We start from the raw sequence: 15005 nt of genomic DNA on the forward strand, positions 1-15005 counted from the left end.
ACATTTTAACAATTGTAAACTAAATCAGATGACAGAATTTGACAAAGATGCAAACTATATACTTGAGGACGATAAAGTTTTGTTAAGGCCCTTACAAGCCGACGATTTACAACACTTTATCCCCTTTGCGTTAAACGAGCCTGATACCTGGCAATACTCGCTAAAATCTGCCGCAGGCGAAGAAGCTATGCGGACGTATGTTAACGAGGCAGTTACGGCCCGCCAGGCCGGAAAAGAGTACGCCTTTATTGTATACGATAAAACTACCGGCCAGTACGCCGGCTGCACGCGTTACTATGATATACAACCTGCTTACAAAACCCTGCAATTGGGCTATACCTGGTACGGCGAAACGTTTAGGGGAACGGGACTTAACAAGCGTTGCAAATTCTTATTACTACTATTCGCATTCGAAAATTTGGGTATGGCGAGAGTTGAGTTTAGGGCCGACAATAAGAACCAACGCAGTATAGCCGCCATGAAAAGCATTGGCTGCACGGTTGAGGGCGTGTTGCGCGATCATTTTCCCCTGGCTGCCGGTGGTCGACGCGATTCGATTGTATTAAGTATATTGAAAGATGAATGGCATGCTACTGTAAAGCACAATATTAGTAGCAAGCTAAGATAGATTCTGAATAGCACTTAATATGCTATAGCGTTAGCCATTAAATTATCTTTGCCCTTAACAAGAAATTTAAATACATGAGCACAAAACTAACCATTAACAACAACGGATCTGTAAAGATTGACGGCGATTTTGAGATTGTTGATATGCAGGGCAACAACTATAACTTACAAGGCCGTACCGTGGTTTCGATATGCCGTTGCGGCTTATCTGCCAACAAACCATTTTGCGACGGATCTCACAAAGGTCATTTTGAGCACAACGCCGTAGCGTTTGATTTGCCGCCTAAAAAGGTGTAAAACAGCCCCCTCTAATCCCCCCCGGTAGGGGAGACTTACTAACAAAATAAACAATTAAGCCCTCCCTACCGGGGAGGGTTTGGGAGGGGCCGATTTCTATGCGCTATTTCGTCCACATCGGTTATCACGGCACTAAGTATAGCGGCTGGCAGCGCGACCCGGATGTGATAAACGTGCAGCAGGTTATTGAAACCGCGCTAACCCGCATATTAAAAACGCCTACCTTTATCAACGGTTGTGGCCGCACCGACGCTCACGTACACGCCAGCCAGTTTTTCTTCCACATGGATGTGGAGCGCGAGTGGGATTTTGACCTCGTCTTCCGGCTTAATAAACTTTTACCTGCTGATATAGCCGTATTTGACATTATCCCGATGGATGGCTTGCCGCATGCCCGTTTTGACGCCGTATCCAGATCATACGATTACTTTATCCATACGTATAAAGACCCTTTTTTAAGCGATTTCAGTTCGCTTTACTTAGAGAAAAATTGGGAGCTTGATAAAATGAAGGCTGCTGTGGCATTACTGCCATTGTATAATGATTACCGCTGTTTCTGCAAAACGCCCGATAAAAACTCGCACAACATCTGCAATGTAACTACGGCCGCTTTATTTGTTGATGCGCAGCGCGACAGGCTTCGATTTCAAATCTCGGCCAACCGTTTTTTAGGAAAAATGATTCGCATTATCATGGGCAGGCTGCTTGAAATTGGTCGCGGCAAAATGAGTGTAGATGAATTTGAATCGTACCTGATCAGCAAACAAACCCCTGCAGTAATTATCCCCGCGCATCCGCAGGGTTTGTACCTGTCGAAAGTTACCTATCCCTATCTGAATTTAACGTCACGAAGCGCGTTTGCTTTGTTAAGGGATGAAGAAAGCTGGTTGACTGTCTGAAATGCACTAACATTAAGTAAGTTGGTAAAGGCCTTGTCGGTCATCCAACCTAATTCACCGTCGTACGCCTTATAATTACTTTTAGCTGTTTAATCCAATCACTTTTGTTATTTAAAAACACATGTGGTTCAACACCTACTTCTTCATATTGCAATAAGCCGGCTTCATCCGGCATATTGGTGGGATAAAGTTTAAATCTACCACTTGGCAATACAGGCGAGTAACCATCGTTGTTTCCGTAAGCAATCATTCCATTTGTTGTTTCGCCAAATAGCTTGATATTTTTGATGGGTTTAAGTCGCAAGGCAAAGCGCTCGCCCATACTTATTACCATACCGTTAATCAGTACAAACACTTTTCCTTTCTCGCTATAGTTTTTTAGCAATGCAAAAAACTGATTTGCGCATTTAGCTGCCCCGCCTATATTTCCTCGTAAATCTACTATCAGATTAGGCGCGGTTAAAGTATCTTTGATACGGTTGTAAAAAGCTTTGGCGATTTTTAGATTCTCTGGCGATCCATTAAAACTTCCAAGATGAAGATATTGAATATTGGGTTCTAAAGTATTGAAAATATAAGCGTCATTGCTTCTAAAATTGGCGTAGGATACAATGTTTAATTTCTTCAAATCGTAGTGGTGAAACTGCCCATTGGTAAGCTTGTCGTTTTCGACGTACCTAAAAGCTTTTGTGGCAAGATCACAATAAACTGTCCGAAAAGAATTTGGGCTTGTTTGTATCAAAATGGAGAATAGTTGCCCCCTGTCCCAGGTTTGTAATTTTGATGATAAAAGCACACCGACCAAGCTGTCTTTTCTCAAAGTCCGGTAAATCCCGATCTTTGCGACATCGCCAATTACATATATCCCCTCAACACTACCTGTCGCTTTTTTAGCAAGCGAGCTTTCCAAAGAATCAAGATTAAGCTTAACACGCGGAAAGCTTTTAAATGTCGGGGAGGTACGATAGTCCCTAATAAATCCCGGGGTTTGCAGTGTTTTAAAATCTATGTCCCGGTTGTAGTTTTGGTAAAAGGCAAGGTGCTTGTCTTTTATAGGCCAAAGCAACTTTGATAAGTTGTAAAATGTATCTAAAGCGGTAGGTGCTACTGGTTGCGCCTTTAATTTGGCATACAGGTTTTGATAGGCTGTTTTCTTTTCGCCGGTTATTTGATCTGCATAAGAAGGCGTTTTTTGCAATTCCTGGTATAAAAAGTCAAAGTCTTTTTGAAATTCATTCTTTTGTTGCCCCAAAAGGGATTTACCTGTTAGTAAAAGCAAAACTAAAAGACCGAATCTCGTTTTTATATAGCTAGGTATCATTACTACTTCCCGCTCACATACAAATCCTCAACCTTTTTACGTGCCCAGGGCGTTTTGCGTAAAAATTTTAGGCTTGACGATATGCTTGGATCTTCTAAAAAACAATTGATCCGGATACGGTAACCTAGCTCCGGAAACCCGTATTTGGCCACCAGCTCGGTAAGTATAGCTTCAAGAGTTTTACCGTGAAGTGGGTTGTTCGCTTGTTCTGGCATGGTGATAAATGCGATGGTGAATAATTAATTGTCGGTAGCGATGGGTTTGAAACCCATCGCTATAAGAGAAATTTATCTAACTTCTTTCACTAACGCCATCGCCTTTTTAGTAGCTTCCGTCAGTTCAGCATATTTCTTTCCTTCCATTACATCACTACTAATTAACTGGCTACCCATACCCACCGCGCAAACACCGGCCTTAAACCAGCCGCCAATGCTTTCTTTAGTAACCTCTACCCCACCCGTAGGCATAAACAGCAGGTTAGGGAAAAACGATTTGATGCCGGCTAAAAAACCGGGACCTAACATATTACCCGGAAACAGCTTCACTAATTTTGCGCCAAGGTTTTCGGCCTTGATAATCTCGGTTGGCGTCATACAACCGGGAATCCAAAGCAAGTCGTGTTTTTCAGCAACAGGTATCACCTCTTCAACCAGCCCGGGGCTAATAATATAATCGGCACCTGCGTCAATAAAAGCTCTGGCGCTCTCGGCATTTTTTATGGTACCTATGCCCAGGCGCATATCCTTTAATTCGGTGTCGCAAATCAGGCGTAACTTAATGAAGTTGATCAGCGCTGCATCGCCACGGTTGGTGTACTCTATGGTTTTAATACCTGCTGCGTAAAGTGCGTACAATATATCAATGCTGGTTTGCTCGTCTTTATTAAAATAAAGCGGCAGGATACCTTGCGTTTTTATAAGTTGTAGTATGTCGTCTTTGTTAGTCATAAACGGGTGTAAAAGGTGGCTAAGGTAACTAATTACCTCTAAAATTTCGACTAAAATGCTTCCGCAAATCAGTGGTACGCTTCTCAGGAAAGAATCTCAGATATCTCTGTATATCCTTTAGCGCTGGCCAGATCAGCCGGCAGCTTGCCGCCCTCCATCCGCACGTTAACATCGGCGCCACGCTCAAGCAGCAGTATCAACAGTTCCAGATTACCATTCTGCGCCGCCGAATGCAGCGGAGTTACGCCGGCTTGCTGTTTGATATTAACCTGGGCCCCCTTATCAATCAGCATACGGGCAATATCAGTATAGTTACCTGCCGCTGCGGAGTGCAACGGAAACACATTGAACCCGTTATCAGATGGCAGATTAACATCTGCTCCTTTCAAAACAAGATAACGCGCCACCTCAAACTGACCAAAGTAACAAGCTAGGCCTAAGGGCGTAAAGCCATCAGCTGCATAGTTATTTACATCGTCAGGGTGATTAAAAATTAGATGAGCCACCATATCGAACTTACCAACCGCCGCGGCTTCAAACAGGTTAATATCACCCACATATTTAAGCAACACATTACTAACCTCCGGCTTTTTGTAATAGCACGACAACATTAACGGCGATACGTTATGGGTGGTAGTTTGTGTGGCTAAAGCGGGATTTTGTGCAAGTAACTCGTCAAGTGCAGGGGCATCACCCTCTGTAATATACTGCTCTAATAGTTCTAAACTCATTACCCAATATTACTAAAAAATTAAAAATATAAATGCATAGTTGTTTAATGTATGTAACTTTATATTTGCACCATACTACTGTTACAATTAAGAATGCCGGTAAAAGGAAATCAGTTTAGATCAAATAGCTTTAAAGAGGAGAATCAGCCTCGCCCATCTTCAGAAAAAGGCGCCCGTGAGCGTATCTCTAAGCCAAAATTTGAAAGAATGCCGTCATTTGACCTTGCCGACGGCCGACTGGTTAAAATTGTAGGTTTATTCTTTTTGATCCTGTCGCTATTCTTCCTCATCGCGTTCACTTCATACCTGTTTACCTGGGAGCAAGATCAAAGCTATGTATCAACAGCCAACGGCGGCTGGGGCAATCTACTTGCCCGCCAGGCAGATTTGACCTTAAAAGGCATAGCCCCGGTAGAAAATTGGCTGGGTAAATTTGGCGCGCTACTGTCAAATCAATTTATATTCGAGTGGTTTGGTATAGCGTCGTTCCTGTTTGTGTTTGTATTTTTTGTGATAGGCTACCGCATGCTTTTTAAAGTAAAGCTATTCCCGGTGGGCCGCACGCTGGGTTATTCGTTTTTTGGGTTGATATTTATATCGGTAGCCATAGGTTTTATACACGCCTTTATGTATGATGCTCCCCACTTCCTGGAGGGCGAGTTCGGCTTTTGGAGTAACCGCCTATTGGAGGTAGAGATAGGCCAGGCCGGCATCGCGGGGCTAATAGGGTTTGCAGCCTTAACCACACTGATCATTGCCTACAATATAGATTTTAAACTACCCGCGCGTAAACAGAAGCCCGAAGATGAATTGGTACCTGCTTTTCCACCCGGATCTACTGAACGCCTGAGTACCACGCCCGTTGAATTGTTAGACGAAGAAATATCACACCCGGTAGAGTGGCCAAAGGGCACTAATACTATAAAACCAGAAGCATTCACACATCAGCCCTTGCCGCCGATGGTACAGGCAGAACCAATATTTCACGAACCTGTTATACTGACACCGGATGATGAGGACGTAGATCCCGATCCGGCCGACGATATACCGCTAACATTAGAAACAGAGCGCCCATTACCGGAGCTCAACGTTGAAAAATCTGACGACGAAAAGGCCAGGAAACTGGTGGAAGAGTTTGGCACATACGATCATAAACTCGACCTGGCATCGTACAAATACCCTACCCTTAATCTTTTAGAGGAATACGGCACCGGTAAAATAGCCGTAAATTCTGACGAACTGGAAGCCAACAAAAACAAGATAGTTGAAACGCTTAACCACTACAATATCGAGATCGATAAGATTAAAGCGACCATAGGCCCAACAGTTACGCTATATGAGATCATTCCCGCTCCCGGTGTGCGGATCTCCAAGATCAAAAACCTGGAAGATGATATCGCGCTTAGCCTTGCGGCTTTGGGCATCCGTATCATTGCGCCGATGCCTGGCAAGGGTACTATTGGTATTGAAGTACCGAATCAGAACCCTGAGATGGTGTCTATGCGCTCTATTTTGGCTACAGAGAAGTTTCAGAACACTACCATGGATCTGCCTATCGCTTTAGGTAAAACCATATCAAACGAAGTGTTTATTGCCGATCTGGCCAAAATGCCTCACTTACTGGTTGCCGGTGCTACCGGTCAGGGTAAGTCGGTAGGCATTAACGCCATCCTGGTATCGTTACTATACAAAAAACACCCTTCCGAACTGAAGTTTGTATTGGTCGATCCTAAAAAGGTAGAGCTAACGCTGTTCCGCAAAATTGAACGCCATTTTTTAGCCAAGCTGCCTGATGAAGCGGACGCTATTATAACCGACACTAAGAAAGTAGTTAACACGCTTAACTCGCTGTGTATTGAGATGGATCAGCGGTATGACTTGCTGAAAGACGCACAGGTACGTAACCTGAAAGAGTATAACGCCAAATTCATCAACCGCAAAATAGCCGACCCTGAGAAACACCGTTATCTGCCGTTTATCGTATTGGTTATTGACGAGTTTGCCGACCTGATGATGACCGCAGGTAAAGAGGTAGAACAGCCTATAGCCCGTATTGCCCAGCTGGCCCGTGCGGTGGGTATCCATTTGGTTATAGCTACGCAGCGCCCGTCGGTTAATATCATTACAGGTACTATTAAGGCCAACTTCCCGTCAAGGCTGGCGTTTAGGGTATTGTCTAAGATCGACTCGCGTACCATTCTGGATGCTGGTGGGGCAGACCAATTGATTGGCCGTGGTGACATGTTATTCAGCACCGGCAGCGATTTGATTCGTTTACAATGCGCCTTTGTAGATACACCGGAAGTTGAACGCATATCCGACTTTATTGGCAACCAACGCGGCTACCCAACCGCCATGTTATTACCAGAATACGTAGGCGAAGGCGAAAGCAGCAGCAGCAAAGAGTTTGACGCTAACGACCGCGACCCAATGTTTGAAGAAGCAGCCCGCTTGATCGTAATGCATCAGCAAGGATCAACCTCTTTGATACAGCGCAAGCTTAAATTGGGCTATAACCGCGCCGGACGCATCATCGACCAACTGGAGGGTGCCGGCATTGTAGGCCCGTTTGAAGGCAGCAAAGCCCGCGAAGTATTGTACCCCGATGAGTATTCGTTGATGCAGTATTTAGATACGTTGAGTAAGAATTAGTCCCGGATCTATAAGTCCCACTTTTAGCGCTAAACTATTTGTTTAATAGATTGTCATAACACCGATGAAAAAAATATTATTATCTATTATCTGTTTGTTAGTTGTAGCCGCTTTCCCCGCTTTTGCGCAAAAAGACGCACAGGCCAAAGTGATATTGGGCCAGGTTAGCCAAAAGTACCGCACTTACAATATCATTAAAAGCGATTTCACCTTCACGGTAGATAACCCGCAAGCCGGCATAAAAGAAACCCGCAACGGCAGCCTTATCACCCAAACAAAAAGCAACAAGTATAAGGTAGCTATTTACGCGGCAGGGACTGCCAATGTAGACAACGAAGTGATCAACGATGGTAAAACACAATGGACCTACCTAAAAGCCGACAAAGAAGTGCAGGTAAGCAAAGCCAGCAGCAATCCAAACGAGTTTAGTCCAGCCAAAATATTTACCATATACGAGACTGGTTATAAATACCTATATACCGGTGATCAAAAAATCGGCGGCAAAATTTACCAGGGTATCGATCTTACTCCAGAAAGCGAAAAGGCTCAGTATTTTAAGATCCGTTTGCTGATAGACAAAGCGAAAAAACAGATCTACAGTGCCCAGATCTTTGACCGCAACGGCAGCAAATACAACTACACACTGCGCAGCTTTGTTGGCAATGCCGCTGTAGCTGCTACAACTTTTACTTTTGATGCAAAGGCGCATCCGGGTGTTGAGGTGGTTGATTTGAGGTAGTTGTAATTAATGCATTTTGCATATACAGTGTTATCTACTTACATTAGCAAACCTTTCCATATGCAATGAAAAAACCTTTACCAATTTTATTATTAATTATCACACTTTTTGGCAGTTGTACTTTTTTAACCAATAGCTTCAAATATAATAATACCACTCAGGCTTTTATGGACTACTTAGTTCATAAACAGTACGACAAATGCATTCCTTTGCTCGCTTTTGCAAATAACACTAACCCTGCTAACTTAAAAAAAAAGCTTGATGGTTTCAGTATGATTGTTGTAAAAAACTTTGGCAACAACCTGGACTACTCTTTTATAAAAGCAGAAAAAACATTTGGAACAAACACGTCGAATAATACAGCGCCTAACACTACGGTAGTCTTTGTAGAATACACAAACCGCAGCCATTTCGGCATGATACAGGCTGTATTTGATGACAAATCAGGAAAGATACTAGACATTAAAACATTAGATATTAAAGAGCGAATTCCATCGATGACGTTTTATTGGCTTTTTGGAATCATCGCCCTTTGTATCCCGGCATTCAATATATACATGATCATTTTAATAAAACGCAGTGATATGCGTCGTAAATGGTTGAAATACTTTTTTGTAATACTTATCAATGTCCCGGCTGTCTGCTACAAAGCTGTTGGCGGGTTATCTTTTTTATTTTTAAACTTTCAATTTTTATTTGGTATAAGCTTTGCGAAACAAGGTTACCTGAACTCGTATTGGATATTTGGGATTCCTTTAGGTGGATTAATAATTTTATGGAAACTCAAGACAAAAAATTATAAAGTTAGATCGGAAAGCGCAATCGGAGAATCGACAAACCCTGAAACAGAATCCGACCAAGCGGAGAATACAAATGGTTAATTAAGAAATTCAATGATCGCAACAAATTTATTTGATTTACCGTACTTAATTACTAAACAATAGTCATTAAAAAGTTGCGAGACTCATCTATCGCTTTAAGCAATCAAAATACCTACTTAGGCAAACTCATACCGTTGAGCCAAGCGGAATGGATGAAGCAGTTTGGAAAAAGTGGGCATTAACTTTCAATTTTACTTCCTTTTATTTCATCTTTTTTATCGTCAAATTAGCGATACTAATGGTTAACCCTTTACCGCCAATGAAAAAACTGTTGCTTTTTGTGTTTTTTATTTTTTCCTCGCTGCTTACAAGTGCACAAGATTTTTGCGCCCTAAAGCAAGAAGCAGATATACTAAAATCGAAAGGTAAATACAAACAAGCCGCCAAATTTTATGATAAGGCTATTGACAGGGTTGTAAAATACCAGGACAAGGTAATGAGTAATGATTGGATAGAACTATCCATCGCGGCAGCTCATAACGAACCTAAATTTACCAAAAAAACCAAGCCCGAATATGCGTTTGTAAAATATGGTTCAGATGGAACAATTTTGAAAGATAAAATCGGAAGCCTTAAAGACAACGGCGCAAAATGTGTTTTTACCTATAGATTATTCGGGGGCTTTACAGGCCATAGTTACCGATGGCAATCTCCCACCGGATTGATAACTGTTGGGCGATCATCAGACAGGAAAGTTTTAGTTTGGGCGAACAAGGGCTTTGTATTTATGCAAGGTTTTGACAATCAAAACGTTTACGAACCTATTAAGGTAGAAAATAAAGAAATTATTGACATCTGCCTTAACCATTATAATGACTTAGTAAATGATAAAATTAATCCACTTAAAAGAAAAGATAGCGAACAATTGAGGAATGAAATAGCGGTGATGATTGGCAAAGAAAGTCATTCCATCAAGGTGTTTGACGATGGCGATTTGGTAGCTCCTGTAAAAATTGAACGCTTTGGTAAGCCCGTAAGTAATGATGTTGTTTTTAAAGGTGACTCGATACTATACCAACACAACAGTCAGACCATGTTAATCAAATTAATACCGCTGCTACGGGCAGAACGTCTCAAATTTTTTCCGACGGGAGGTTAGGCTCAAACATTTACCCCCCACATTTTTAACCCACCCGCTAAATACGTACTTTTGGTTGATGCTTACGTTTACCGCCCATACGCTCGAAAAACTGGAGCTGCTGCTTAAAACAGCGGGCTACAAGGTGCGGTATGAAAAAGGCAACTTTAAAACCGGGGCATGCCTTTTGCTCAACAGCAAAATGATTGTTATAAACCGTTTTTCGAATTTAGAAAGTAAGATCCTGGCTTTGGCCGAGCTGCTACGCGATTTGGAAGTAGACATTAATTTGCTCGACGATAAACAGTTTGCCTTTTTGCAACAACTTAAACAAACTAAACTGGAGCTGTGATGACCGTAACTTTTTTAGGCACCGGTACATCGCAGGGCGTACCTGTTATAGCTTGCGGTTGCGAGGTGTGCACCTCGGCAGATCACCGCGACAAGCGTTTACGCTCGTCTATATTGGTGCAGGCTGATGATAAAACAGTGGTAATTGATTCGGGACCCGACTTTAGGTACCAAATGCTGCGCGCCAATGTACAACACCTTGACGGCGTGGTATACACACACGAGCACAAGGACCATATTGCCGGCATGGACGATATTCGCGCGTTTAATTTTAAACAGCAGGAAGCCATGAATATTTATGCTGATACCAGGGTGCAGGCTGCTTTGATGCGCGAATTTCCTTACGTATTTGCAGAATTTAAGTACCCCGGCATCCCGCAGGTAACCATCCATCCTATTGGTTTGGAGCCTTTTGATATTGGCAGTATACATTTTGTACCTATAGAGGTAATGCATTACAAATTGCCGGTGCTGGGTTTCCGTATTAATGACTTTACCTACATTACCGATGCCAAAACGGTGTCAGAGAGCGAGAAGGAAAAGATAAAAGGATCAAAGATATTGGTCATTAACGCGCTGCAAAAGCAAAGCCACATCTCGCATTTCACGTTAGACGAAGCTATAGCATTTGCCAATGATATGGGGGCCGAAACAACTTACTTTACCCACATTAGCCATCGTTTAGGTAAACACGCGGACGTAGCTGCTGAGCTGCCGCCCGGAATTGAGCTTGCCTATGACGGTTTAACGCTGACGATATAACACTTACATTTTGATATTTTAAAGCGCTATAGCTTTATCATTAATTAACTTACTTTAGCTTAATGGTAAGACTATGTTTGGTATATCTATTGTGTTTGGCAACTGCATTGCCGGGCCATGCAACTGGTTACAAGTCGAAACCTACCAAGGTGTTGTACGACAAAGTTCTGACAGCTAAGAACATTTACCCCGAACTGGTTTTCGCCCAAAGTACTGGCAATTTCAGCGCCGATGGCTTGCTGTTGACATCGGCCGACAAACTGGTTAAGTTAAATTACTATTATTCGTTAGCTGGCAGGTCTGTTCAATATAAAGTAAAGTTGTCTGGCGATGCTGTGGCTGCTTTTCAGACCGATAAGGGCGACTTTAAAGCCTGGGTTGACGTTAAAAACAAGACTATCGCTATCAGCACCAATCCGGTAATGGTAAAACAGGTTGATTTTTTGACCGGCGATACCGAATACACCGTAGAAATAACACGCAATTACCAGGAGTCTAAAATTAAAATTATAAACCCAAAGAACCGCAAGCAGGCAGAGTTAGGCGCTACTAACGACGGTGCAGGCGGCCATGGCACAGGTGCAATAGCAGCAGGATACGGCGTAGGTATGCAGCATGATTATTACACCTTCGGGTTACAAAGCGGCACGCAAATGCTGGTTAAACAAATTAAAGTTCAGGCTGCTCAGAATAATTTTAAAGTGCTGCTATACGGCGACTCAATAACCGAACCCGAAGGATACTTCCCTACCGCAAGTTTTGATCAATCATGGACGCAACTGGTAATGGCAAAGGTTAAAGGCAAAAGCATGTGCAGCGGGCGCGGCGGCACTACTATTAACGAATTGCTGGAGCGTATAAAAAACGAACTACCTTACATAAAATCAAAATATGTTATGGTAACCATTGGCACTAATGGCGGCAATACCGAGCAAAATCTAAGCCAGCTGGTAGAATACATACACGCGCAGGGCTCCATACCCATATTAAATAATATCCCGTCAAACGAGGCAGGCACGCAGGTGCCGGTTAATGCTATGATAGATAAGATCCGCTTAAAATATAATATCAAAGGATGCAAATTTGACCTGGCGACATCATTAGATCAGGATGGACAAAAAGTTGACAAATCAACTATGTGGTTTGAAGAGTATAGCTGGGGCAAAATTTATCATCACCCTAACATAAAAGGTGCCATGCAGATGTATGAACGTTCACGGATGGATTTGCCCGAACTTTATAAGTAAAACATCGTTATCATTAAAATCCCGGTTATCTTAGTCCTTATCTTGCAATAAAAAAACACTATGGAATTTGGCCGCGTTGCACCCGAAGAATTACCGTTAATTGATTTCACCCTCCCGCCCGACACGGAGCTAACGATCAATACCCTCAATGCAGCAAAAAACGGCCAACCGCTGCAAGTACACGTAGGTTGCGCCAAATGGGGACGTAAAGAATGGGTGGGCCAGATCTATCCGCCTAAAACTAAAGACGCTAACTTTTTAGACGAGTATGTTAAACATTTTGACTCGATAGAACTAAACGCCACGTTTTACAATCTGTACCCCCCGGCAACTATCGAAAAATGGAAGGCAAAGGCCGAGAGCAACCCGGACTTTAAGTTTTGCCCCAAGTTTTCGCAAAGCATCAGCCATATCCGCAGGTTAAAAAATGCCGACGAAATAACTACCACTTTTTATGAGGGTATTATGGCCTTTGGCGATAAGTTAGGCCCCCTGTTTTTGCAGCTAAGTGATAATTTTACCCCAAAAAGTTTCCCGGAATTAAAGGCTTATCTTGAACATCTCCCTACAGATATCCCGGTTTTTGTTGAGGTGCGCCATAAAGAATGGTTTGCCAATACAGAGGCGCGCGGGGCATTTTTTGGTTTGCTGCGCGATTTAAATTTAGGCGCGGTAATTACCGATGCATCCGGCAGGCGAGATTGCGTGCACATGGAGCTACCTACCCCCCACGCATTCATCAGGTTTGTAGGTAACGGCGATGGAGACGCGACGGACAATAAACGGCTTGATGAATGGGTTGATCGTATTGCGCAATGGCGCGACCAGGGCCTGCAAAGCGTTTGGTTCTTTATGCACCAGCACGACGAGCGACACTCGCCGGAGGCTGCCGATTATGTGACCCGTAAGTTGAATGAAAAATTAGGGCTCAATCTTCCTCGCCCCCAGTTCGTTAATAAGCAAGACGGATTGTTTGGTTAAAATCCCTCCCAACATTCCCCCCGGTAACGTAGTACTTTAAATAATACCATAAAAAAGTCTCCCCTACCAGGGGAGATTTAGAGGGGCCTCACTTGAACAAAAAACCCTATTTTTGGCTATTATTTATGACTAACATAGACACCTTATACCAGCAAGCCGTCCAGTTATTGCAGCAACTGATCTCCATTCCGTCGTTTAGCCGCGAAGAGGGCCGGACTGCAGACCTGTTAGAAAACTACTTGAAAACCCACGGCATCGTCCCCAACCGTAAAGTAAATAACTTGTGGGCGTACAACAAGCGTTTTGATGCTGCCAAGCCTACCATACTACTAAACTCGCACCATGATACCGTAAAGCCAAACTCCGGTTATACCCGCGACCCATATGACGCCGTTAGTGAAGACGGTAAACTATATGGACTGGGTAGTAATGATGCCGGTGGATGCCTGGTATCGCTTATAGCCGTGTTTGTTTACTTTTATCAACAAACGGATCTGAAATATAACTTTTGCCTGGCAGCCACTGCCGAAGAAGAAATATCAGGTGTTAACGGCATAGAACTGATTATGTCCGAACTGGGCCAGCTTGACTTTGCGATAGTTGGCGAACCGACCCTGATGCAGCTTGCCATAGCCGAAAAGGGGTTAATGGTATTGGATTGCGTAGCACATGGCAAGGCAGGCCACGCCGCCCGCGAAGAAGGTGACAACGCCATCTATAAAGCGATGATGGATATCGAGTGGTTCCGCACGTTCCGGTTCCCGAAAGAAAGCGAAATGTTTGGACCGGTTAAAATGTCTGTCACGGTTATCAATGCCGGCTCTCAACACAACGTGGTGCCTGCCAGCTGCAATTTTGTAGTTGACGTTAGGGTAACCGATGCCTACCGTAACGAAGAAGTATTAGCGATCATCCGCCAGCATGTTAGCAGTGATGTAACGCCGCGCTCCACTCGTTTAAAGCCATCTTCAATAGATAAGCAACACCCAATAGTGCAGGCAGGCCTTGCATTAGGCAGAACCACCTACGGCTCCCCCACTACATCTGATCAATCCCTGCTGGACATCCAATCCATCAAAGTTGGCCCCGGCGATTCGGCAAGGTCTCATAGTGCTGATGAGTTTATTTATGTGGATGAGATTAGGGAAGGTATTGAGTTGTATGTGCAGATGTTAGAGAAGATTGTTTAGTGGCGCTGTTTATCCGTTGGGTTTAACCGTGTGGATTGGCTACTTATCAAATTCCCCATAAAACGTCAAATCGCGCCCAAGGATTAAATTAAACAACATGGCTGGCCCCAAAAGTTGGTTCTTTTATCGTGTTTCAATCAGCTTTAATTAGCAATCTTGTTTCATTTCTGCCAATTTTTCAATTTTATAATAAACTCATTTTCAATTTGACTTGTCCTGAAATAGGTTTACACATTAAAGTGTAAACGATGAACAAAATTAAAGAAGAAAAGATCATTGAGGATCATTTAAGCGAAGGCATA

16 protein-coding genes are annotated in these 15005 nt (G+C 43.2%); 12 read left to right on the forward strand and 4 right to left on the reverse strand.

Annotated elements, in window-relative coordinates; genetic code table 11:
* The first annotated feature begins 28 nt into the window (after positions 1 to 28).
* From ACFSYC_RS17910 to ACFSYC_RS17920, 3 genes are all read left to right on the forward strand, one after another.
* On the forward strand, positions 29 to 628 hold the full coding sequence (locus ACFSYC_RS17910; protein ID WP_377130220.1) for a GNAT family N-acetyltransferase: 600 nt from the start codon (positions 29 to 31) through the stop codon (positions 626 to 628).
* Between the two features lie 74 nt (positions 629 to 702).
* A complete protein-coding gene (locus tag ACFSYC_RS17915; RefSeq protein WP_377130221.1) occupies positions 703 to 924 on the forward strand; it encodes a CDGSH iron-sulfur domain-containing protein in 222 nt (73 codons plus the stop codon).
* A 98-nt stretch (positions 925 to 1022) separates the two neighbouring features.
* Positions 1023 to 1823, forward strand: a complete 801-nt coding sequence (locus tag ACFSYC_RS17920; protein ID WP_377130222.1) for a tRNA pseudouridine synthase A — start codon at positions 1023 to 1025, stop codon at positions 1821 to 1823.
* A gap of 49 nt (positions 1824 to 1872) precedes the next feature.
* On the opposite strand, the gene ACFSYC_RS17925 is transcribed toward ACFSYC_RS17920, so the two are convergent.
* From ACFSYC_RS17925 to ACFSYC_RS17940, 4 genes are all read right to left on the reverse strand, one after another.
* Complete coding sequence (locus tag ACFSYC_RS17925; protein WP_377130223.1) at positions 1873 to 3102, reverse strand: hypothetical protein; 1230 nt, start codon at positions 3100 to 3102, stop codon at positions 1873 to 1875.
* 44 nt (positions 3103 to 3146) lie between these two features.
* On the reverse strand, positions 3147 to 3359 hold the full coding sequence (locus ACFSYC_RS17930) for a VF530 family protein (protein WP_377130224.1): 213 nt from the start codon (positions 3357 to 3359) through the stop codon (positions 3147 to 3149).
* A 72-nt stretch (positions 3360 to 3431) separates the two neighbouring features.
* Complete coding sequence (locus ACFSYC_RS17935) at positions 3432 to 4091, reverse strand: bifunctional 4-hydroxy-2-oxoglutarate aldolase/2-dehydro-3-deoxy-phosphogluconate aldolase (protein ID WP_377130225.1); 660 nt, start codon at positions 4089 to 4091, stop codon at positions 3432 to 3434.
* A gap of 83 nt (positions 4092 to 4174) precedes the next feature.
* Positions 4175 to 4822, reverse strand: a complete 648-nt coding sequence (locus tag ACFSYC_RS17940) for an ankyrin repeat domain-containing protein (RefSeq protein ID WP_377130226.1) — start codon at positions 4820 to 4822, stop codon at positions 4175 to 4177.
* Positions 4823 to 4915: 93 nt separating this feature from the next.
* On the opposite strand from ACFSYC_RS17940, the gene ACFSYC_RS17945 reads away from it, so the two are divergent.
* The 9 genes from ACFSYC_RS17945 to ACFSYC_RS17985 all read left to right on the forward strand — a co-directional run bounded on the left by ACFSYC_RS17945 (position 4916) and on the right by ACFSYC_RS17985 (position 14703).
* Positions 4916 to 7474: a DNA translocase FtsK gene (locus ACFSYC_RS17945; RefSeq protein WP_377130227.1), complete on the forward strand. Its 2559-nt coding sequence runs from the start codon at positions 4916 to 4918 to the stop codon at positions 7472 to 7474.
* Positions 7475 to 7538: 64 nt separating this feature from the next.
* Positions 7539 to 8213 carry a LolA family protein gene (locus ACFSYC_RS17950; RefSeq protein WP_377130228.1) on the forward strand — a complete coding sequence of 225 codons (675 nt, stop codon included), beginning with the start codon at positions 7539 to 7541 and terminating at the stop codon, positions 8211 to 8213.
* 65 nt (positions 8214 to 8278) lie between these two features.
* The gene (locus ACFSYC_RS17955) at positions 8279 to 9094 is read left to right on the forward strand and encodes a hypothetical protein (protein ID WP_377130229.1); all 816 of its coding nucleotides are present in this window, start codon (positions 8279 to 8281) and stop codon (positions 9092 to 9094) included.
* A 259-nt stretch (positions 9095 to 9353) separates the two neighbouring features.
* Positions 9354 to 10193, forward strand: a complete 840-nt coding sequence (locus ACFSYC_RS17960) for a hypothetical protein (RefSeq protein ID WP_377130230.1) — start codon at positions 9354 to 9356, stop codon at positions 10191 to 10193.
* Positions 10194 to 10251: 58 nt separating this feature from the next.
* Positions 10252 to 10524: a hypothetical protein gene (locus tag ACFSYC_RS17965; protein WP_377130231.1), complete on the forward strand. Its 273-nt coding sequence runs from the start codon at positions 10252 to 10254 to the stop codon at positions 10522 to 10524.
* The gene (locus tag ACFSYC_RS17970; protein WP_377130232.1) at positions 10524 to 11285 is read left to right on the forward strand and encodes an MBL fold metallo-hydrolase; all 762 of its coding nucleotides are present in this window, start codon (positions 10524 to 10526) and stop codon (positions 11283 to 11285) included. The genes ACFSYC_RS17965 and ACFSYC_RS17970 overlap by 1 nt, the downstream gene beginning before the upstream one ends.
* Before the next feature lie 62 nt (positions 11286 to 11347).
* The gene (locus ACFSYC_RS17975; RefSeq protein WP_377130233.1) at positions 11348 to 12532 is read left to right on the forward strand and encodes an SGNH/GDSL hydrolase family protein; all 1185 of its coding nucleotides are present in this window, start codon (positions 11348 to 11350) and stop codon (positions 12530 to 12532) included.
* 60 nt (positions 12533 to 12592) lie between these two features.
* Positions 12593 to 13513 (forward strand): DUF72 domain-containing protein, encoded by a 921-nt coding sequence (locus ACFSYC_RS17980; RefSeq protein ID WP_377130234.1) that lies wholly within the window; start codon positions 12593 to 12595, stop codon positions 13511 to 13513.
* 125 nt (positions 13514 to 13638) lie between these two features.
* On the forward strand, positions 13639 to 14703 hold the full coding sequence (locus ACFSYC_RS17985; protein WP_377130235.1) for a M20 family metallo-hydrolase: 1065 nt from the start codon (positions 13639 to 13641) through the stop codon (positions 14701 to 14703).
* Positions 14704 to 15005 lie beyond the last annotated feature (302 nt).

It is taken from the genome of Mucilaginibacter antarcticus (assembly GCF_042686155.1).
Classification (GTDB): Bacteria; Bacteroidota; Bacteroidia; order Sphingobacteriales; family Sphingobacteriaceae; genus Mucilaginibacter; species Mucilaginibacter antarcticus.